This is a genomic window from Pseudomonas sp. W2Aug9 (assembly GCF_023127755.1).
GTDB classification, from domain to species: Bacteria; Pseudomonadota; Gammaproteobacteria; order Pseudomonadales; family Pseudomonadaceae; genus Aquipseudomonas; species Aquipseudomonas synxantha_A.
In genome coordinates, this window is sequence record NZ_SPKL01000002.1 from 45,444 (window position 1) to 64,232 (window position 18,789).

An 18,789-nucleotide genomic window follows, 5' to 3' on the forward strand; every position below is an offset into this window, starting at 1 on the left:
GGCTGAATCCTGTATTTTCACTCTATCTGTACTGGTCTATCAGGAGCGGCCGCCATGACCCTTTACGTCAACCTCGCTGAATTGCTCGGCACTCGCATCGAACAAGGCTTCTATCGCCCCGGCGATCGCTTGCCCTCGGTGCGAGCCTTGAGCGTGGAGCACGGGGTCAGCCTGAGTACCGTGCAGCAGGCCTATCGGTTGCTGGAAGACAACGGCCTGGCAATGCCCAAGCCCAAGTCCGGTTACTTTGTACCCGCCGGTCGCGAGCTGCCGGCCCTGCCCGAGATAGGCCGCCCGGCCCAACGGCCGGTAGAGATCTCCCAGTGGGACCAGGTGCTTGAGCTGATTCGCGCGGTACCCCGCAAAGACGTCATACAGATGGGCCGTGGTATGCCAGATGTATTGTCACCCACCCTGAAACCTTTGCTGCGCAGCCTGGCGCGGGTGAGTCGTCGCCAGGATCTGCCGGGCCTGTATTACGACAACATCCTTGGCTGTATGGAATTGCGCGAGCAAATCGCTCGACTGTCGCTGGACTCCGGCTGCCAACTGACCGCTGAAGACATTGTGATCACCACCGGCTGCCATGAGGCGCTGTCGGCCAGCATCCGGGCGATTTGCGAGCCCGGCGATATTGTTGCGGTGGACTCGCCCAGCTTCCACGGCGCCATGCAGACCCTCAAGGGCCTGGGCATGAAAGCCCTGGAAATCCCCACCGACCCGATCACCGGCATTAGCCTGGAAGCGCTGGAACTGGCGCTGGAACAGTGGCCGATCAAAGTCATCCAGCTCACGCCCAACTGCAACAATCCGTTGGGCTACATCATGCCGGAGGCGCGCAAACGCGCACTGCTGACACTCGCGCAGCGCTATGACGTGGCAATCATCGAAGACGATGTGTATGGCGAACTGGCCTACAGCTACCCACGCCCGCGCACCATTAAATCCTTCGATGACGATGGCCGCGTGCTGCTCTGCAGCTCATTCTCGAAAACCCTGGCACCCGGGTTACGTATTGGCTGGGTGGCGCCGGGGCGCTATCTGGACCGGGTGTTGCACATGAAATACATCAGCACCGGCTCTACCGCCACCCAGCCACAGATTGCGATTGCCGAATTTCTCAAAAACGGCCATTTCGAACCGCATTTGCGCCGGATGCGCACGCAATACCAGCGCAATCGCGACTTGATGCTCGACTGGGTGAGCCGCTACTTCCCGGCAGGCACGCGCGCCAGTCGGCCCCAAGGCAGCTTCCTGCTGTGGATCGAACTGCCGGAGGGCTTCGACACCTTGAAGCTCAATCGCGTGTTGGTGGAACAAGGCGTACAAGTGGCCGTAGGCAGCATCTTCTCTGCCTCCGGCAAATACCGTAACTGCCTGCGTATGAACTACGCCGCCAAGCCAACCCCGCAGATTGAAGAAGCGGTGCGCAAGGTCGGCGCCGCCGCGCTCAAGATGCTGGCAGAGACGCTGCACTGACCTTTCGCCGGAAAAGGCCGTCATATATCGATAACCGCCCTGACCTGGAAGCAGCTCCCTTGATAATTCGACGGCTATTACCGTTTTTGCTGTTGGGCACCTTGGCCCTGGGCGGCTGCGCCACGGTCGACACACCGCGTATTCCCAGCGATGCCCTGCCGGCGAACGGCTCCTCGTTCGGTCGCTCGATCCAGGCCCAGGCGGCGCCGCACCAAGGGCGCTCGGGTTTTCGCTTGCTGCCCAACAGCAGTGAAGCCTTCATGGCTCGCGCCGAGCTGATCCGCAACGCCCAATCCAGCCTCGATTTGCAGTACTACATCGTTCACGACGGCATCAGCACGCGTATGCTTGTGGACGAACTGCTCAAGGCCGCCGACCGCGGTGTGCGTGTGCGCATCCTGCTGGACGACACCACCAGCGACGGCCTCGACCAAATCATCGCCACCCTCGCCGCCCACCCCAAAATCGAAATTCGCCTGTTCAACCCCCTGCATTTGGGCCGCAGCACCGGCGTTACACGCGCCATGGGCCGTGTATTCAACCTGTCGCTGCAACATCGGCGCATGCACAACAAACTGTGGCTGGCGGATAACAGCGTGGCCATTGTGGGCGGGCGCAATCTGGGGGACGAATATTTCGACGCCGAGCCCAACCTGAACTTCACCGATATCGACATGCTCAGCGTCGGACCGGTGGCAGAGCAACTGGGTCACAGTTTCGATCAGTACTGGAACAGCGCACTGAGCAAACCTATTGATGAGTTTGTCTCGAAGATGCCCTCCAAAATCGATCTGGCCGTCGCCCGCGGGCGCCTGGAAGCTTCATTGGCGCAATCGCGTCAGCAGAACCACGCCCTGTATAACCGCCTGCGTACCTACCAGACCCGACCACGTATGGACATCTGGCGCCGTGAGCTGATCTGGGCCTGGAACCAGGCGCTGTGGGACGCACCGAGCAAGGTGCTGGCCAAGGCTGATCCGGACCCGCAGTTGCTGCTCACCACCCAACTGGCCCCGGAGCTGGAAGGGGTCAGCCGTGAACTGATCATGATTTCGGCATACTTCGTTCCGGGGTCGCCCGGGCTGGTGTACCTGACGGGTCGGGCCGACGCAGGGGTGTCAGTGAGCCTGCTGACCAATTCCCTTGAAGCCACTGACGTACCGGCCGTGCACGGCGGTTACGCGCCCTATCGCAAGGCACTGCTGGAGCATGGGGTCAAACTTTATGAGCTGCGCCGACAACCAGGCGACCCCAGTGCCAGCAGTGGCCCGCACCTGTTTCGTCGAGGCAGCCTCTACGGCTCCGATTCGAGCCTGCACAGCAAGGCAATGATCTTCGATCGCGAGAAGTCATTTATCGGCTCGTTCAATTTCGACCCGCGCTCGGTGCTGTGGAACACCGAAGTCGGCGTGCTGGTGGACAGCCCTGAACTGGCGGAGCATGTGCGCAACCTGGCGCTGGAAGGTATGGCGCCGACGCTGAGCTACGAGGCGAAATTGCAGGATGGCAATGTGGTGTGGGTCACCGAGGACAACGGGCAATTGCACACCCTGACCCGCGAGCCCGGCAGTTGGTGGCGCCGTTTCAATGCCTGGTTCGCCACGTCAGTTGGCCTGGAACGTATGCTTTAAGCCAAAGAAGTTCAGGCAGGCTGCGCTGCTCCAAACGCCCCTTGGCGCAGCAACAGCACCACCAGCCCCAACGCCCCCGCCGCCATCAGCAATGGCAGTGCATGACCGCTGACCCATTGGCTGCCCGCACCCGCCACCAGCGGCCCGATCAGGCAGCCAATGCCCCACAGCTGCGCCACGTGGGCGTTGGCACGCACCAACGCATCATCACGGTAGCGCTCGCCAATCAAAATCAGCGACAGGGTAAACAACCCACCCGCGCTGGCGCCGAACAGCACCCACACCGGCCAGATCAGCAGTGTGTGCATCAACAACGGCACCGCCAGGCTCGACGCCAGCAACAGCAGCGCACACCCCAGGAACAACGTGCGGCGCGGCAAGTAATCGGCCAGGGCGCCAATGGGCAACTGCAGCAGCGCATCACCCACGACCACTGTGCTGACCATCGCCAAGGCAATCTCGGCAGTGAAGCCCTGTTGCAGGCAGTACACCGGCAACAGCGTCAGAATCATCGCTTCGAATGCGGCGAATAACGCCACCGCCCAGGCAATCGCCGGCAAGCTCAGGCAAAAGCGCCACAGCTCGCTGAACGTGACGCCGAACGCATCAGCCGTCGGCGCCCCGGATCGCCCCAGCAGCAGCAGCGGCGCCACTACCAAAAGGCCGACGCCCACCCAGAACCCGTAATCATGATCGGTGCCCATCAGGCCCAGCAGCAAGGGTCCCGACAGCTGGCTCAAGGCATAAGTGCAGCCATACAGCGCCACCAGGCGGCCGCGCCACTGCTCGACCACCAGTTGGTTGATCCAGCTTTCACCCAGGATAAATACGATGGTCAGGATCACCCCGATCATCAACCGCAGCACCAGCCACACCGGGTAGCTGGGCAGGATCGCCAGCAAACCGATAGACAGCGCCCCGGCCCACAGGCACAGGCGCATCAGGTTGGCAGTGCCGAGCCAGGACGCCATTCGGCTGGAGAACTTGGCACCCAGCAATACGCCGAATGCCGGCATCGCCGCCATCACGCCAATGGCGAAGCTGCCGTAGCCCCAGCCTTCAAGACGCAGGGATACCAACGGCATACTCACGCCCAAGGCCAGGCCAACGCTGAGTACCGATGCCAGCACGGCGAAATAAGTCGCCCAACGCATTGCCACGCTCCTGTGGATAATTTACGGGTCGCACAAAACAGTGTGGGAGGGGGCTTGCTCCCGATAACGGTGGGCCAGTCACCACATGCAGTGGCTGACACCCAGCTATCGGGGGCAAGCCCCCTCCCACATTTGGCCTGCAGTGCTGCTTAGAGTTTGATCCAGGTCGCCTTCAGCTCGGTGTACTTGTCGAACGCATGCAGCGACTTGTCGCGGCCATTACCCGACTGCTTGAAACCACCAAACGGTGCGGTCATGTCGCCGCCGTCGTACTGGTTAACCCAGACGCTGCCGGCACGCAGGGCCTTGGCCGTCAGGTGCGCCTTGGAGATATCCGCCGTCCATACCGCTGCGGCCAGGCCGTATTGGGTGTCGTTGGCAATGGCGATGGCTTCTTCGGCGCTGTCGAAAGTGAGCACCGACAGGACCGGGCCAAAGATCTCTTCCTGAGCGATCTTCATGGCATTGGTCACGCCGTCGAAAATAGTTGGCTCGACGTAGGTGCCACCGGTTTCTTCCAGTGTGCGCTTACCGCCAGCGACCAGCTTGGCACCGTCAGCATGACCGGACTCAATGTAGGACAGCACGTTGTTCATCTGCTGCGTATCCACCAGCGCACCCACGTTGGTGGCTGGGTCCAGTGGGTTGCCCGGCTTCCAGCCTTTGAGCGCCTCGATCACCAGCGGCAGGAAGGTGTCCTTGATGGAACGCTCCACGAGCAGGCGCGAACCGGCAGTGCAGACTTCACCCTGGTTGAAGGCGATGGCACTGGCCGCAGATTCGGCGGCGGCTTGCAGATCCGGCGCATCGGCAAACACGATATTAGGGCTCTTGCCGCCCGCCTCCAGCCACACACGCTTCATGTTCGATTCGCCGGAGCGGATCAGCAGTTGCTTGGCGATCTTGGTGGAGCCAGTGAACACCAACGTATCCACGTCCATATGCACCGCCAGGGCGTTACCCACCGTGTGGCCATAGCCTGGCAATACGTTGAACACGCCTTTTGGAATGCCGGCTTCGACGGCCAGGGCGGCGATACGGATGGCGGTCAGCGGGGATTTTTCGGACGGTTTGAGGATCACCGAGTTACCGGTGGACAACGCCGGGCCGAGTTTCCAGCAGGCCATCATCAACGGGAAGTTCCACGGCACGATAGCGCCGACCACGCCGACTGGCTCACGGGTCACCAGGCCGAGTTGATCATGAGGGGTGGCCGCGACTTCGTCGTAGATCTTGTCGATTGCCTCACCGCTCCAGCTCAGGGCATTTGCCGCACCGGGAACGTCGATGTTCAGGGAGTCGCTGATCGGCTTGCCCATGTCCAGGGTTTCAAGCAGTGCCAACTCTTCGGCATTGGCCTTGAGCAGCGCGGCGAAACGGATCATGGTGGCTTTGCGCTTGGCCGGCGCCAGGCGCGACCAGACACCGGAATTAAAGATGGCGCGGGCGTTTTCCACGGCGCGCTGGGCGTCAGCCGCGTCACAGCTGGCGACAGTGGCCAGCAGACGACCGTCGACCGGGCTGATGCATTCGAAGGTGTCACCGGAAACGGCGGCGGTGTATTCGCCATTGATGTAGGCGCGGCCTTCGATCTTCAGATCCTTGGCGCGTTGTTCCCAGTCGGCACGGGTCAGGGTGGTCATGCGAGTGTCCTCCTCTTATTGAATAGAGGGCCAGGCGGGTGTCCCCCCGGCAGCCTCAAAGAATTCTTGCCCGCCAGCCAGCTGTTCGGCGCAAGGCAGCTGCCACCCTAAACCAGCGGCTGGGGATGTTTCAATATATTTGACATAACGGCGGTAAACGCCCTTGCGATGTTCATTTTAATAAACATAGACTTTGGGCTCTCCAACCGCAGGCCAGACGGGACACGCACATGAGCATCCAGGATATCGTCGACTTCAGCCAAGCCAACACGGCCCCCGAACGCTACCGCCCTGCCGCAGAAAAAATCCTCAAGGGCGATCCCGAGCAAACGATCTACAACCACTACAACAGCCCGTGTGGCCAGATGAATGCAGGGGTATGGGAAGGTGAAGTCGGGCAGTGGAAGGTCAACTACACCGAACATGAATACTGCGAAATTGTGCAGGGGGTTTCCGTGCTGCGTGACGCCGAGGGCAACGCCAAGACCTTGCGCGCCGGCGACCGCTTCGTGATCCCCGCTGGCTTCAAGGGCACCTGGGAAGTGCTGGAAGCGTGCCGCAAGATCTACGTGGTGTTCGAGCAGAAAGCCTGATCAGCAAATCCCAGGCAAAAAAAAGCCCGCATCGTGAGATACGGGCTTTTTTTCACAAGGAAGAAAATCAATTACTTGATTTTGCCTTCTTTGTAGATCACGTGCTTGCGAACGCGCGGGTCGAACATTTTCTTTTCGAGCTTGTCCGGGGTAGTACGCTTGTTCTTGTCGGTAGTGTAGAAGTGACCAGTACCGGCGCTAGAGATCATTCGAATCAATTCACGCATGATAGAGCTCCTTAGATCTTGCCAGCGGCGCGGATTTCGGCCAGCACGACAGTGATGCCACGCTTGTCGATAATACGCATGCCTTTGGCAGATACACGCAGGCGAACAAAACGTTTCTCTTCTTCAACCCAGAAGCGGTGATGCTGCAGGTTCGGCAGGAAACGACGACGGGTTTTGTTATTTGCGTGGGAAATGTTATTCCCAGTCACCGGACCCTTACCGGTAACTTGACAGACTCTCGACATGCCTCAGCCCTCTAAAACCACATGCCCAACCCGGCATGGGTTGGCCGCTTAATCTCTCAGTCATTTGGCGCCAGGCGCCGCGTTTCTTTAGGGTCTTACCGGCTACACCTACAAGCGAAGGAACCGGGCCCCTAGAAAAGAGCGCTGCTTTATACCAGAAAGACCCCAGTGCAACAACAGCCCGTGTGTTTTTACCAGCGTAAATCTTGGTGCCGGACGCCCGAACCGCTGCCAGGAGGGGCCGCTGTAACAGCCGACCGCTCGTCGCACAGAATGATTTACAGCGCCCGCAGGCACAGGGAAGTGCACGGCGAAACGCGCTGAGGCGCCATCAAAACAGCATTTTGGCCAAAAGCACAGGCAAAAATGGGCTAGTCATTTATCAATCAGACCTCTACGGTAGGCTTTTTCCAGACTGCACTCGCAGATGGGCCTTCGATCTGCACAGGAAACCGAATATGCGCCTCGCAGCCCTACCACTACTGCTTGCCCCCTTCTTTATCGCACCGATGGCCGTTGCAGCCACCAACTTGAGCGTCTGCACCGAGGCCAGCCCCGAAGGGTTCGATGTGGTGCAGTACAACTCGCTGACCACCACCAACGCCTCGGCGGATGTGCTGATGAACCGCCTGGTGGACTTTGATGCGGCCAGCGGCAAGCTGGTACCGAGCCTGGCAGACAGCTGGGAAGTTTCCCCCGATGGCCTGACCTACACCTTCAAGCTGCACCCGGGCGTGAAATTTCACCGTACCAATTATTTCAGCCCAAGCCGCACGCTGACCGCCGAAGACGTGCGCTTCAGCTTCGAGCGCATGCTCGATCCGGCCAACCCATGGCACAAGATCGCCCAGAGCGGCTTCCCCCACGCCCAGTCCCTGCAATTGCCGGCACTGGTCAATAAGATCGATGCCCTCGATCCGCTGACGGTGCGTTTCACCCTCGACCACGCCGACTCCACCTTTCTCCCGGCGTTGAGCATGGGCTTTGCCTCGATCTACCCGGCTGAATATGCCGACAAACTACTCAAGGCCGGCACGCCTGAGAAACTCAACAGTCAGCCCATCGGCACCGGCCCGTTCGTATTCATGCGCTTCCAGAAAGATGCCGTGGTGCGCTACAAGGCCAACCCGGACTATTTCGCGGGCAAACCGGCTGTGGATAACTTGATCTTTGCCATCACCCCGGACGCCAACGTACGGTTGCAGAAACTGCATCGCAACGAATGTCAGATTGCCCTGTCGCCCAAGCCCCTGGATGTAGGCGAAGCCGAAAAAGACCCGGCGCTGAAGGTGGAAAAAACCGCTGCCTTCATGACGGCTTTCGTCGCCATCAACAGCCAGCACCCACCGCTGGACAAACCCGAAGTACGCCAGGCGATCAACCTGGCCTTTGACAAGAGTAGCTACCTCAAGGCCGTCTTCGAGGGCACCGCCGAAGCAGCCAACGGTGTGTACCCGCCCAATACCTGGAGCTATGCCAAGGATTTGCCAGGCTACCCACAGGATCTGGCCAAGGCCAAGGCGCTGCTGGAACGTGCCGGGCTCAAGGACGGTTTCAAGACCACAATATGGACGCGCCCTACCGGCAGCCTGCTGAACCCCAACCCGAACCTCGGCGCCCAACTGCTACAGGCCGACCTGGCCAAGGTTGGCATCCAGGCTGAAATTCGTGTGATTGAATGGGGCGAATTGATTCGCCGTGCCAAGGCCGGCGAGCACGACTTGCTGTTCATGGGCTGGGCCGGCGACAACGGCGACCCGGACAACTTCCTGACCCCGCAGTTTTCCTGCGCAGCGCTGAAATCCGGCACCAACTTCGCCCGCTACTGCGACCCCGCTCTGGATAAGTTGATCAGTGCCGGCAAGACCACCAGCGAGCAAGGCGTACGCACCAAGCTGTACCAGCAGGCCCAGGCGCAGATCCAGCAGCAGGCGCTGTGGCTGCCGCTGGCGCACCCGACGGCGTTTGCATTGACGCGCAAGAATGTCGAGGGTTACCAGGTAAGCCCGTTCGGCCGCCAGGATTATTCGAAAATCAGCCTCAAGCCCTAAGCTGCAAGCTGCAAGCTGCAAGCTGCAAGCCCGCTTGAGGCTTGCAGCTTGAAACTTGCAACCCCCGCCCTTCTACACCCATCCGTATTCAGCCATCGACAGCGGATCACCATCTCCCACAATGATGTGATCCAGCACCCGCACATCCACCACTTCCAACGCCTTTTGCAGCATTTTGGTCAATCTGCGATCAGATGCACTGGGCTCCGCATTCCCGGAGGGATGGTTGTGGCACAAAATCACCGCTGCCGCGTTATGCGCCAAGGCACGCTTGACCACCTGCCGCGGGTAAACAATCGCAGTGTCGATGGTGCCCTGAAACAACGCCTCGAACCCCAGTACACGATGCTTTGAGTCCAGGAACAGACAGCCGAATATCTCATGAGGCTCATGGCGCAACAGCGCCTTGAGGTATTGACGCACAGCCAGCGGGCTCTCCACTACCGAGTCGGCGCGCAAGCGTTCGGCCAGATGGCGCCGGGACATTTCCAGCACCGCCTGCAATTGGGCGAACTTCGCCGGCCCGAGCCCCATATGCTGGCTGAACAGCGCCTGGCTGGCCTCCAACAGCGGGCGCAGGCCGCCAAACTGCACCAGCAGATCACGCGCCAGATCCACCGCACTTCGACCGGAAACGCCAGTACGCAGGAAGATCGCCAACAATTCGGCATCGGACAGGCTCGCCGCGCCACCTTCCAACAGCTTCTCCCGTGGACGCTCCGCCACGGGCCAATCACGAATACTCATCCCACCTCCGTCTGTATCTGCTGCGCTGTTGCGCGGCAGACGCTGTGTTATCGTAGGCCCTCTTTTTTGCATGCGATTTCACCTGGGGAGGGGTCATCGCAGGCGTCACTGAACTGGCATCACTGAACTGGAAAGGCAAACCAATGCAGCGTCTGTATCGGAAACGCATCGTTCTCGGCGTCGGCGGCGGCATTGCCGCTTACAAGAGCGCAGAGTTGGTTCGCAGGCTCCTGGACCAGGGCGCGGAAGTGCGCGTGGTCATGACCCGTGGTGGCAGTGAGTTCATCACTCCGTTGACCATGCAGGCCCTGTCCGGCCACCCGGTTCACCTCGACCTGCTGGACCCGGCGGCCGAAGCCGCCATGGGCCATATCGAACTGGCCAAATGGGCCGACCTGGTGCTGATCGCCCCGGCCACCGCCGACCTGATCGCCCGCCTGGCCCAGGGCATCGCCGATGACCTGCTGACCACCCTGGTATTGGCCACCGACGCCACTGTCGCGATCGCCCCGGCCATGAACCAGGCCATGTGGCGCGACCCGGCCACCCAAGCCAATACCCAACTCCTGCAAAGCCGCGGCCTCAAGGTGTTTGGCCCCGCCTCCGGCAGCCAGGCCTGTGGCGACGTCGGCATGGGCCGGATGCTCGAAGCCACCGACCTTGCGCTATGCGCCGCCGAGTGCTTCCAGCACCTGGCCCTGACCGGCAAGCACGTGCTGATCACCGCAGGCCCGACCCAGGAAAACATCGACCCGGTGCGCTACATCACCAACCATAGCTCAGGAAAAATGGGCTTTGCGTTGGCAGAAGCTGCGGTCGAGGCAGGCGCACGGGTGACCCTGATCACAGGCCCCGTGCATTTGCCGACCCCTGATCGCGTCACGCGAATCGACGTAGTCAGCGCCCGGGACATGCTGGCGGCCTGTGAAGCCGCCATTCCCTGTGACCTGTTCATCGCCTCGGCAGCGGTGGCGGATTACCGCCCTGAAGTCGTAGCCCCGCAAAAGCTCAAGAAAGACCCTACAAGCGGCGACGGCCTGCTCCTGCAAATGGTGCGCAACCCGGACATCCTGGCCACCATCGCCACCCGTCCGGACCGTCCGTTCAGTGTCGGTTTCGCTGCCGAGACCGAGCACCTTCTGGACTACGCCGCGCGCAAACTGAAAGACAAAAACCTCGACTTGATCGTTGCCAATGATGTCGCCAACCCGAGCATCGGCTTCAACAGCGAGGAAAATGCCTGCAGCGTGATCGACCGCGAGCTGCACGCCACCCTTTTCGCCCAGACCAGCAAGGGCAAGATTGCCCGCCAACTGATCTCTTTTATCGCCCAACGGCTGAACCAGGTTTAATTTTCATGCACGCTTTGCAAGCCAAGATCCTCGACCCCCGCATCGGCAACGAATTCCCCCTGCCGGCCTACGCCACACCGGGCTCCGCCGGCCTGGACCTGCGCGCCATGCTCAAGGAAGACACCATCCTTGAGCCGGGCCAGACCATCCTGATCCCGACCGGCCTGTCGATCTATGTCGGCGACCCGGGCCTGGCGGCGCTGATCCTGCCGCGCTCCGGCCTGGGCCACAAACACGGCATCGTGCTCGGCAACCTGGTCGGCCTGATCGACTCTGACTACCAGGGCGAGTTGATGGTCTCGTGCTGGAACCGTGGCCAGACTGCTTTCAACATCGCCGTCGGCGAGCGCATCGCCCAACTGGTCCTGGTGCCGGTGGTGCAGGCGCATTTTGAATTGGTGCAGGAATTCGACGAAACCCAGCGCGGCGCAGGCGGTTTTGGGCATTCCGGCAGTCACTGACTAAGCTGAACGTGGCCGGATGCAATCGTCCGGCCACGCGCCACCGCCCGGCTTTTCAGGATGAAGAATGCGCGGAAATAATCATCGAGATTTCTCCAATGAAATCAAAGGACTACGTAAAAATAATGCTAGCGCCAATGCGCCGATGGCATTTTTACACCACGAACTCTCTGCCGAAAACGCCGTCATACCCTTCAGTTTGAGCCTGCCGGCCAGCCACATCAGGCCCGCCTTGCCCCCTTTCAGATGGAGTTTCCCCCGCGATGAGTACCGCAGCCCGCGTAGCCCCGACCTTTCCCGACAGCATTTTTCGCGCCTATGACATTCGTGGCGTAGTACCCAAGACCCTGACCGCCGAAACCGCCTACTGGATCGGCCGCGCCATCGGTTCGCAGAGCCTTGCCCAGGGCGAACCCAACGTCTCGGTGGGTCGTGACGGCCGTTTGTCCGGCCCCGAGCTGGTCGAGCAACTGATCCAGGGGCTGGCCGACAGCGGTTGCCACGTCAGCGACGTCGGCCTGGTGCCGACACCCGCGTTGTACTACGCGGCCAACGTACTGGCCGGTAAATCCGGGGTGATGCTCACCGGCAGCCATAACCCTTCGGACTACAACGGCTTCAAGATCGTCATCGCTGGCGATACGCTGGCCAATGAACAGATCCAGGCCCTGCACACCCGCCTGAAGACCAACGACCTGACCAGCGGCACTGGCACCATCACCAAGGTCGACATCCTGCAGCGCTACTCCGATGAAATCACCCGCGACGTCAAACTCGCGCGCCGCCTCAAAGTCGTGGTGGATTGCGGAAACGGCGCGGCGGGCGTGATAGCCCCGCAATTGCTCGAAGCGCTGAACTGCGAAGTAATCCCGCTGTTCTGCGACGTCGACGGCAACTTCCCCAACCACCACCCGGACCCGGGCAAGCCGGAAAACCTGGTGGACCTGATCGCCAAGGTCAAGGAAGTGGGCGCCGACGTCGGCCTGGCCTTCGATGGCGACGGTGACCGCGTAGGCGTGGTGACCGAAACCGGCGAGATCGTATTCCCCGACCGCCTGCTGATGCTGTTTGCCCGTGACGTCGTGGCGCGCAACCCCAACGCCGAGATCATCTTCGACGTGAAATGCACCCGCCGCCTGACGCCACTGATCAAGGAATACGGCGGTCGCCCGCTAATGTGGAAGACCGGTCATTCGTTGATCAAAAAGAAAATGAAGGAAACCGGCGCACTGTTGGCCGGCGAAATGAGCGGCCACGTGTTCTTCAAGGAGCGCTGGTTCGGGTTTGACGACGGCATTTACAGCGCCGCTCGTCTGCTGGAGATCCTCAGCAAGGAAAAATCCACCGCCGAAGAACTGTTTCAGACCTTCCCGAATGATATTTCTACGCCAGAGATCAATATCCATGTGACCGAGGAGAGCAAATTCAGCATCATTGACGCATTGCACGATGCGCAATGGGGTGAAGGCGCCAACCTGACCTCCATTGATGGTGTGCGAGTCGATTACGCCAAAGGCTGGGGCCTGGTTCGCGCGTCCAACACCACACCGGTGCTGGTCCTGCGTTTCGAGGCGGATACCGAGGCCGAGTTGCAGCGCATCAAGGACGTGTTCCACGCCCAGTTGAAACGTGTTGCCCCTGATCTCCAATTACCGTTCTGATTTTTTGCCCGGAGCCCTGAATGACCCTCGAACGCGAAGCCGCTGCCAACACCGCCAAGGTCCTGTCCGAAGCGTTGCCTTATATTCGACGCTACGTCGGCAAGACGCTGGTGATCAAGTACGGCGGCAATGCCATGGAAAGCGACGAGCTGAAAACCGGCTTTGCCCGCGACATCGTGCTGATGAAAGCCGTGGGGATCAACCCGGTGGTCGTCCACGGTGGCGGCCCGCAAATCGGCGACCTGCTCAAGCGTCTGTCGATCGAGAGTCACTTCATCGATGGTATGCGTGTCACTGACGCGCAGACCATGGACGTGGTGGAGATGGTCCTCGGCGGCCAGGTCAACAAAGACATCGTCAACCTGATCAACCGCCACGGCGGCAGCGCCATCGGCCTGACCGGCAAGGATGCGGAGCTGATCCGCGCCAAGAAACTTACCGTGACCCGCAAGACGCCGGAGATGACCCAGCCGGAAATCATCGACATCGGCCAGGTGGGCGAAGTGATCGGCATCAACACCGATTTGCTCAACCTGCTGGTCAAGGGCGACTTCATCCCGGTGATTGCGCCGATCGGCGTGGGTGCCAATGGCGAGTCCTATAACATCAACGCCGATCTGGTAGCCGGTAAGGTGGCGGAAGCACTGAAGGCTGAAAAGCTGATGCTACTGACCAATATCGCCGGTTTGATGGACAAGGAAGGCAAGGTACTCACCGGCCTGACCACCCAGCAGGTAGACGACCTGATCGCCGACGGCACCATCTACGGCGGCATGTTGCCGAAGATCCGTTGCGCGCTGGAAGCAGTGCAAGGTGGTGTAGGCAGCTCGCTGATCCTGGATGGCCGCGTGCCGAATGCAATCCTGCTGGAAATCTTCACTGATACCGGTGTGGGCACGCTGATCAGTAACCGCAAGCGTCCTTAACCGCTGCAAATAAAAAGGCCCCGCTCAATTGAATTGAGCGGGGCCTTTTGTTTGTACACCGTTCAAATGTGGGAGCTGGCTTGCCTGCGATGACGGCAGTACATTCAAAAATGCACCGACTGACACACCGCTATCGCGGGCAAGCCCGCTCCCACAGGGGTCAGTGTCAGACGCCAAACTGCTCGCGGTATGCACGCACAGCCGGCAAATGCTGCTTGAGCTGCGGATCATCCTCCAGGAACTGCAACACCTGGTTCAACGACACGATACTTACCACGGGAATGCCGAAATCACGCTCCACCTCCTGGATCGCCGACAACTCACCGTTGCCACGCTCCTGGCGGTTCAAGGCGATCAGCACGCCGGCGGCCTTGGCGCCGTCCTGGGAAGCGATGATTTGCATCACCTCACGAATGGCGGTGCCGGCGGTGATCACGTCATCGATGATCAGCACATCGCCGGTCAACGGAGCCCCTACCAGGCTGCCGCCTTCACCGTGGGCCTTGGCTTCCTTACGGTTGAAGCACCACGGCAGATCCTGCCCATGATGTTCCGCCAGGGCCACCGCTGTAGCCGCAGCCAGGGGAATACCCTTGTAGGCCGGACCAAAAAGCACATCAAAGGAAATACCGCTTTCAACGATGGCTGCCGCGTAGAAACGACCCAGCTGAGCCAGGGCCGAACCCGAGTTGAACAAGCCTGCATTGAAGAAGTACGGGCTGGTGCGCCCGGACTTGAGAGTGAACTCACCGAAGCGTAAAACGCCGCGATCGATGGCAAAACGAATGAAATCGCGTTGATACGCCTGCATGAAAAAAGCCTCAGATACCACGGATTTAGCTAATTAGGTGGACGGCGTGTATCATACACGCACGCGATTTTTGGGGCCATTTATGCGGATCATCAGTGTGAACGTTAATGGTATTCAGGCTGCAGTCGAGCGTGGTTTGCTCAGTTGGCTGCAAGCCCAGAATGCCGACGTCATCTGCCTGCAGGACACCCGCGCCTCCGCCTTTGAACTGGACGACCCAGCCTTCCAACTGGATGGCTACTTCCTTTATGCCTGCGATGCCGAAGTGCCCACCCAAGGTGGCGTGGCTTTGTACTCGCGGTTGCAACCCAAGGCGGTCATCAGCGGCCTCGGCTTCGAGACAGCCGACCGCTACGGGCGTTACCTGCAAGCCGATTTCGACAAGGTCAGCATCGCGACCTTGCTGCTTCCTTCCGGGCAGAACGGCGATGAAGACTTGAACCAGAAATTCAAGCTAATGGACGATTTCGCCCGTTACTTGGATAAACAGCGACGTAAACGTCGCGAGTACATTTATTGTGGCTCGCTGTACGTGGCGCAACAGAAGCTGGATATCAAGAACTGGCGCGACAGCCAGCAATCCCCAGGCTTCCTGGCGCCGGAACGGGCCTGGATGGACGAGATTGTCGGCAACATGGGCTATGTCGATGCCCTGCGCGAAGTCAGCCGCGAAGGCGACCAGTACAGCTGGTGGCCGGATAACGAACAGGCTGAGATGCTCAACCTGGGCTGGCGTTTCGACTACCAGCTGCTGACCCCGGGCCTGCGCCGGTTCGTACGCAGTGCACGCCTGCCGCGCCAGCCGCGCTTCTCGCAGCACGCGCCGCTGATCGTGGACTACGACTGGACCTTGACCATCTGAGGTCTTTTTCCAGGCACAAAAAAAAACCGACAGCAATGTCGGTTTTTTTGTGGCCGTTCGGTTACTTGACCAGACGCCAAGTCCACGGATAGCGATAGGCAATGCCCTTGTTGGCCTTGATCCCGGCAATGATCGTCAGTATCAACGCCCCTATCACCAGTACGGTCATCAGCAAAAAGCCGACCACCACAAAGCCCAGCACCAGACACACCAACCAGGCGATGGCCACGGTGATCTGGAAGTTCAGAGCTTCCTTGCCCTGATCATCGATAAGCGGGTCCACATCCTTCTTGAACTGCCACAGGATCAGCGGCCCCAACACGCTGCCGAAGGGGAATACCAACCCTGCAAACGCCGCGAAATGACACAGCATTGCCAATTGGCGTACTTCCTTGGACGGTGCCGGAACCGGCAATTGGCTGTCATTCATGGCGCTTCTCCTTGGGGCGGGCTTAGTCAGCGAGTGCAGCGGTTTGCAGTGCAAAGATTTCGGTCATGCCCTTCTGGGCCAGGGCCAGCATCGCGTTCAGCTCAGCCGGCTGGAATGGCGCGCCTTCGGCGGTGCCCTGCACTTCGATGAAACCACCGGTGCTGGTCATGACCACGTTCAGATCGGTCTCGGCGGCCGAGTCTTCCAGGTAATCCAGGTCCAGCACAGGCTCGCCCTGGTACATGCCGACCGACACAGCGGCGATCATCTGCTTGAGCGGGTCACCCGCCTTGAGGCCACCACGCTTCTTGATCACTTTCAATGCGTCGACCAGGGCTACCATGGCGCCAGTAATGGATGCAGTACGGGTACCGCCATCAGCCTGGATCACGTCGCAGTCGACGTACAGGGTCACGTCGCCCAATTTGGACATGTCCAGCGCGGCACGCAGGGAACGGCCGATCAGGCGCTGGATTTCCAGGGTACGCCCGCCTTGCTTGCCACGGCTGGCTTCACGCTGGTTACGCTCACCGGTGGCGCGCGGCAACATGCCGTACTCTGCGGTCAACCAGCCCTGGCCCTGGCCCTTGAGGAAGCGCGGCACGCCGTTTTCGACGCTGACGGTGCAAATCACCTTGGTATCGCCAAACTCGACCAGTACGGATCCCTCGGCGTGTTTGGTGTAGTTGCGGGTGATGCGGATCGAGCGGAGCTGATCGGCAGCGCGACCACTTGGACGTTTCATAGGGGATACCTGTACTGAGGACGAAAAACTGCCGAGCATTATAGAGCCGCGAGCCGATTCGGGGCACTTCTAAAAATTCGGTTACGAATGCGCATGTTTGGGCGCCTCCTGCGCACTGCGCTACAATCCTGCGCCTCTCGACTGTAGGAGCGAGCTTGCTCGCTCCTACAGGTCGGCCTGGCCAATCTCTATCTATCCAACACGAGGTACCTCCATGGTGCACAGCATGACCGCCTTCGCCCGTGTCGAAAAAGCCGGGGTTCAAGGCACCCTCAGCTGGGAATTGCGCTCGGTCAACAGCCGTTACCTGGAGCCACACCTGCGCCTGCCTGAGTCGTTCCGCGACCTCGAAGGCGCCGTTCGTGAAGCGCTGCGCCAGGGCATTTCCCGTGGCAAGCTGGAATGCACCCTGCGTTTTACCGAAGAAACCACCGGCAAACCGCTGCAGCTGGACCGCGACCGCGCCGCACAACTGGTTGCCGCAGCCGAAACCATCGCCGGCCTGATCAAGCAACCGGCCGCGCTGAACCCTCTGGAAGTCCTGGCCTGGCCCGGCGTACTGGTGGGCGACGCAACCGACCCGCAGGCCCTGAACGCCGAAGCCCTCGCGCTGTTCAACCAGGGCCTGAAGGAGCTCAAGGCCGGCCGTGAGCGCGAAGGCGCTGAACTGGCGCGCCTGATCAACGAGCGTCTGACATCGATCGAAGCCGATGTGGTCACCCTGCGCGAACTGGTGCCGCAGATGCTTGCTACCCAACGCCAGAAGATCCTCGACCGCTTCACCGACATGAAAGCCGACCTTGACCCGACGCGTCTGGAACAGGAAATGGTCCTGCTTGCCCAGAAAAGCGACGTGGCTGAAGAACTCGACCGCCTGAGCACCCACATTCTTGAAGTACGCCGCGTGCTCAAGTCCGGTGGCGCCGCCGGTCGGCGCCTGGACTTCCTGATGCAGGAACTCAACCGCGAAGCCAATACACTGGGCTCCAAGGCGTTCGACCCGCGCAGCACCACGGCGGCGGTCAACCTCAAAGTGTTGATCGAGCAAATGCGCGAACAAGTACAGAATATTGAGTAAGGCAACCTCCATGACCCACAGCACCGGCACCCTTTACATCATTTCCGCCCCTTCGGGCGCGGGCAAGAGCAGCTTGGTCAAGGCCTTGACCGACGCCGACGAGCAGATCCGCATTTCGGTCTCGCACACCACCCGCGCCATGCGCCCGGGCGAAGTGGACGGCGTGCACTATCACTTCGTCGAGCGTACCGAGTTCGTCAAGATGATCGAACACGGGGACTTCCTGGAGCGCGCCGAAGTGTTCGGCAACCTCTACGGCACCTCGCAGAGCCACCTGCAGCAGACCCTGGACGAAGGCCACGACCTGATCCTGGAAATCGACTGGCAGGGCGCCGAGCAAGTGCGCCAGCTGATGCCCAAGGCGCGCTCCATCTTCATCCTGCCGCCATCGCTTGAAGCCTTGCACCAGCGCCTGACCAACCGTGGCCAGGACAGCGACGAGATCATCGAAGGGCGTATGCGTGAAGCCGTCAGCGAAATGAGCCACTATGTCGACTACGACTACCTGATCATCAATGACGATTTTGCCCACGCCTTGGATGATTTGAAGGCGATTTTCCGTGCCAATCAGCTCCAGCAAAAGCGTCAACAGCAGCGTTTCGGCAAATTACTCGCCGAACTGCTCGGCTGATTGGCTCTTCCCAAAACCGCTGCAAGGGCCTTACATTGGCACTTGTAGCGGTTTTGCGAGAG

At 60.3% G+C, this 18,789-nt stretch carries 18 protein-coding genes and 1 pseudogene; 11 read left to right on the top strand and 8 right to left on the bottom strand.

All coding sequences use genetic code 11. The features are described 5' to 3' along the window. The first annotated feature begins 54 nt into the window (after window positions 1–54). Both E3O56_RS01380 and E3O56_RS01385 read left to right on the top strand, forming a co-directional pair. The gene (locus E3O56_RS01380; RefSeq protein ID WP_005792475.1) at window positions 55–1,479 is read left to right on the top strand and encodes a PLP-dependent aminotransferase family protein; all 1,425 of its coding nucleotides are present in this window, start codon (window positions 55–57) and stop codon (window positions 1,477–1,479) included. A gap of 62 nt (window positions 1,480–1,541) precedes the next feature. Further along, on the top strand, window positions 1,542–3,110 hold the full coding sequence (locus tag E3O56_RS01385) for a phospholipase D family protein (RefSeq protein WP_081883358.1): 1,569 nt from the start codon (window positions 1,542–1,544) through the stop codon (window positions 3,108–3,110). Between the two features lie 11 nt (window positions 3,111–3,121). On the opposite strand, the gene E3O56_RS01390 is transcribed toward E3O56_RS01385, so the two are convergent. Both E3O56_RS01390 and E3O56_RS01395 read right to left on the bottom strand, forming a co-directional pair. Next, on the bottom strand, window positions 3,122–4,264 hold the full coding sequence (locus tag E3O56_RS01390; RefSeq protein ID WP_248127676.1) for an MFS transporter: 1,143 nt from the start codon (window positions 4,262–4,264) through the stop codon (window positions 3,122–3,124). A gap of 149 nt (window positions 4,265–4,413) precedes the next feature. Next, window positions 4,414–5,907, bottom strand: coding sequence for an aldehyde dehydrogenase (locus E3O56_RS01395; RefSeq protein WP_248127678.1), 1,494 nt, complete (start codon window positions 5,905–5,907; stop codon window positions 4,414–4,416). Between the two features lie 230 nt (window positions 5,908–6,137). On the opposite strand from E3O56_RS01395, the gene E3O56_RS01400 reads away from it, so the two are divergent. After that, window positions 6,138–6,500: a cupin domain-containing protein gene (locus tag E3O56_RS01400; protein WP_148853797.1), complete on the top strand. Its 363-nt coding sequence runs from the start codon at window positions 6,138–6,140 to the stop codon at window positions 6,498–6,500. 71 nt (window positions 6,501–6,571) lie between these two features. Here E3O56_RS01400 and rpmG read toward each other — a convergent pair whose 3' ends face one another. Beyond that, window positions 6,572–6,727 carry a 50S ribosomal protein L33 gene (rpmG, locus tag E3O56_RS01405; RefSeq protein WP_003176906.1) on the bottom strand — a complete coding sequence of 52 codons (156 nt, stop codon included), beginning with the start codon at window positions 6,725–6,727 and terminating at the stop codon, window positions 6,572–6,574. A gap of 11 nt (window positions 6,728–6,738) precedes the next feature. Further along, a complete protein-coding gene (gene rpmB / locus E3O56_RS01410; RefSeq protein WP_003176907.1) occupies window positions 6,739–6,972 on the bottom strand; it encodes a 50S ribosomal protein L28 in 234 nt (77 codons plus the stop codon). A 458-nt stretch (window positions 6,973–7,430) separates the two neighbouring features. On the opposite strand from rpmB, the gene E3O56_RS01415 reads away from it, so the two are divergent. Beyond that, on the top strand, window positions 7,431–9,023 hold the full coding sequence (locus E3O56_RS01415) for an ABC transporter substrate-binding protein (protein WP_248127680.1): 1,593 nt from the start codon (window positions 7,431–7,433) through the stop codon (window positions 9,021–9,023). A 72-nt stretch (window positions 9,024–9,095) separates the two neighbouring features. Here the strand turns inward: E3O56_RS01415 and radC are convergent, their stop codons facing one another. After that, the gene (gene radC, locus E3O56_RS01420) at window positions 9,096–9,770 is read right to left on the bottom strand and encodes a DNA repair protein RadC (protein ID WP_032878719.1); all 675 of its coding nucleotides are present in this window, start codon (window positions 9,768–9,770) and stop codon (window positions 9,096–9,098) included. A 143-nt stretch (window positions 9,771–9,913) separates the two neighbouring features. Here radC and coaBC point away from each other — a divergent pair, with 143 nt between their 5' ends. The 4 genes and pseudogenes from coaBC to argB all read left to right on the top strand — a co-directional run bounded on the left by coaBC (window position 9,914) and on the right by argB (window position 14,170). Continuing rightward, window positions 9,914–11,122, top strand: a complete 1,209-nt coding sequence (gene coaBC, locus E3O56_RS01425) for a bifunctional phosphopantothenoylcysteine decarboxylase/phosphopantothenate--cysteine ligase CoaBC (protein ID WP_015886530.1) — start codon at window positions 9,914–9,916, stop codon at window positions 11,120–11,122. Window positions 11,123–11,127: 5 nt separating this feature from the next. Continuing rightward, window positions 11,128–11,583 carry a dUTP diphosphatase gene (gene dut, locus E3O56_RS01430; RefSeq protein WP_005792483.1) on the top strand — a complete coding sequence of 152 codons (456 nt, stop codon included), beginning with the start codon at window positions 11,128–11,130 and terminating at the stop codon, window positions 11,581–11,583. A gap of 248 nt (window positions 11,584–11,831) precedes the next feature. Beyond that, window positions 11,832–13,244: pseudogene (locus E3O56_RS01435) on the top strand (phosphomannomutase/phosphoglucomutase); the annotation flags it as partial. Window positions 13,245–13,264: 20 nt separating this feature from the next. Then, on the top strand, window positions 13,265–14,170 hold the full coding sequence (argB, locus tag E3O56_RS01440) for an acetylglutamate kinase (protein ID WP_003213275.1): 906 nt from the start codon (window positions 13,265–13,267) through the stop codon (window positions 14,168–14,170). 166 nt (window positions 14,171–14,336) lie between these two features. Here the strand turns inward: argB and pyrE are convergent, their stop codons facing one another. Continuing rightward, on the bottom strand, window positions 14,337–14,981 hold the full coding sequence (gene pyrE / locus E3O56_RS01445; RefSeq protein WP_003195489.1) for an orotate phosphoribosyltransferase: 645 nt from the start codon (window positions 14,979–14,981) through the stop codon (window positions 14,337–14,339). An 82-nt stretch (window positions 14,982–15,063) separates the two neighbouring features. On the opposite strand from pyrE, the gene E3O56_RS01450 reads away from it, so the two are divergent. Further along, a complete protein-coding gene (locus tag E3O56_RS01450) occupies window positions 15,064–15,843 on the top strand; it encodes an exodeoxyribonuclease III (RefSeq protein WP_003195493.1) in 780 nt (259 codons plus the stop codon). 61 nt (window positions 15,844–15,904) lie between these two features. Here the strand turns inward: E3O56_RS01450 and E3O56_RS01455 are convergent, their stop codons facing one another. Together E3O56_RS01455 and rph are read right to left on the bottom strand one after the other, a co-directional pair. Further along, window positions 15,905–16,273: a DUF4870 domain-containing protein gene (locus E3O56_RS01455; RefSeq protein ID WP_005792486.1), complete on the bottom strand. Its 369-nt coding sequence runs from the start codon at window positions 16,271–16,273 to the stop codon at window positions 15,905–15,907. A 22-nt stretch (window positions 16,274–16,295) separates the two neighbouring features. Next, window positions 16,296–17,018, bottom strand: a complete 723-nt coding sequence (rph, locus tag E3O56_RS01460) for a ribonuclease PH (protein ID WP_005792487.1) — start codon at window positions 17,016–17,018, stop codon at window positions 16,296–16,298. Between the two features lie 214 nt (window positions 17,019–17,232). On the opposite strand from rph, the gene E3O56_RS01465 reads away from it, so the two are divergent. Continuing rightward, window positions 17,233–18,096, top strand: a complete 864-nt coding sequence (locus E3O56_RS01465) for a YicC/YloC family endoribonuclease (protein WP_005792488.1) — start codon at window positions 17,233–17,235, stop codon at window positions 18,094–18,096. Window positions 18,097–18,106: 10 nt separating this feature from the next. Further along, window positions 18,107–18,727, top strand: a complete 621-nt coding sequence (gene gmk / locus E3O56_RS01470; protein WP_103734154.1) for a guanylate kinase — start codon at window positions 18,107–18,109, stop codon at window positions 18,725–18,727. Window positions 18,728–18,789 lie beyond the last annotated feature (62 nt).

Bases quoted from the DNA above. Each gene is read 5' to 3' on its own strand.
- E3O56_RS01380 (WP_005792475.1), top strand. From the start codon at position 55: ATGACCCTTTACGTCAACCTCGCTGAATTGCTCGGCACTCGCATCGAA.
- E3O56_RS01390 (WP_248127676.1), bottom strand. From the start codon at position 4,264: ATGCGTTGGGCGACTTATTTCGCCGTGCTGGCATCGGTACTCAGCGTT.
- E3O56_RS01395 (WP_248127678.1), bottom strand. From the start codon at position 5,907: ATGACCACCCTGACCCGTGCCGACTGGGAACAACGCGCCAAGGATCTG.
- E3O56_RS01400 (WP_148853797.1), top strand. From the start codon at position 6,138: ATGAGCATCCAGGATATCGTCGACTTCAGCCAAGCCAACACGGCCCCC.
- rpmG (WP_003176906.1), bottom strand. From the start codon at position 6,727: ATGCGTGAATTGATTCGAATGATCTCTAGCGCCGGTACTGGTCACTTC.
- rpmB (WP_003176907.1), bottom strand. From the start codon at position 6,972: ATGTCGAGAGTCTGTCAAGTTACCGGTAAGGGTCCGGTGACTGGGAAT.
- E3O56_RS01415 (WP_248127680.1), top strand. From the start codon at position 7,431: ATGCGCCTCGCAGCCCTACCACTACTGCTTGCCCCCTTCTTTATCGCA.
- radC (WP_032878719.1), bottom strand. From the start codon at position 9,770: ATGAGTATTCGTGATTGGCCCGTGGCGGAGCGTCCACGGGAGAAGCTG.
- coaBC (WP_015886530.1), top strand. From the start codon at position 9,914: ATGCAGCGTCTGTATCGGAAACGCATCGTTCTCGGCGTCGGCGGCGGC.
- dut (WP_005792483.1), top strand. From the start codon at position 11,128: ATGCACGCTTTGCAAGCCAAGATCCTCGACCCCCGCATCGGCAACGAA.
- argB (WP_003213275.1), top strand. From the start codon at position 13,265: ATGACCCTCGAACGCGAAGCCGCTGCCAACACCGCCAAGGTCCTGTCC.
- pyrE (WP_003195489.1), bottom strand. From the start codon at position 14,981: ATGCAGGCGTATCAACGCGATTTCATTCGTTTTGCCATCGATCGCGGC.
- E3O56_RS01450 (WP_003195493.1), top strand. From the start codon at position 15,064: ATGCGGATCATCAGTGTGAACGTTAATGGTATTCAGGCTGCAGTCGAG.
- E3O56_RS01455 (WP_005792486.1), bottom strand. From the start codon at position 16,273: ATGAATGACAGCCAATTGCCGGTTCCGGCACCGTCCAAGGAAGTACGC.
- rph (WP_005792487.1), bottom strand. From the start codon at position 17,018: ATGAAACGTCCAAGTGGTCGCGCTGCCGATCAGCTCCGCTCGATCCGC.
- E3O56_RS01465 (WP_005792488.1), top strand. From the start codon at position 17,233: ATGGTGCACAGCATGACCGCCTTCGCCCGTGTCGAAAAAGCCGGGGTT.
- gmk (WP_103734154.1), top strand. From the start codon at position 18,107: ATGACCCACAGCACCGGCACCCTTTACATCATTTCCGCCCCTTCGGGC.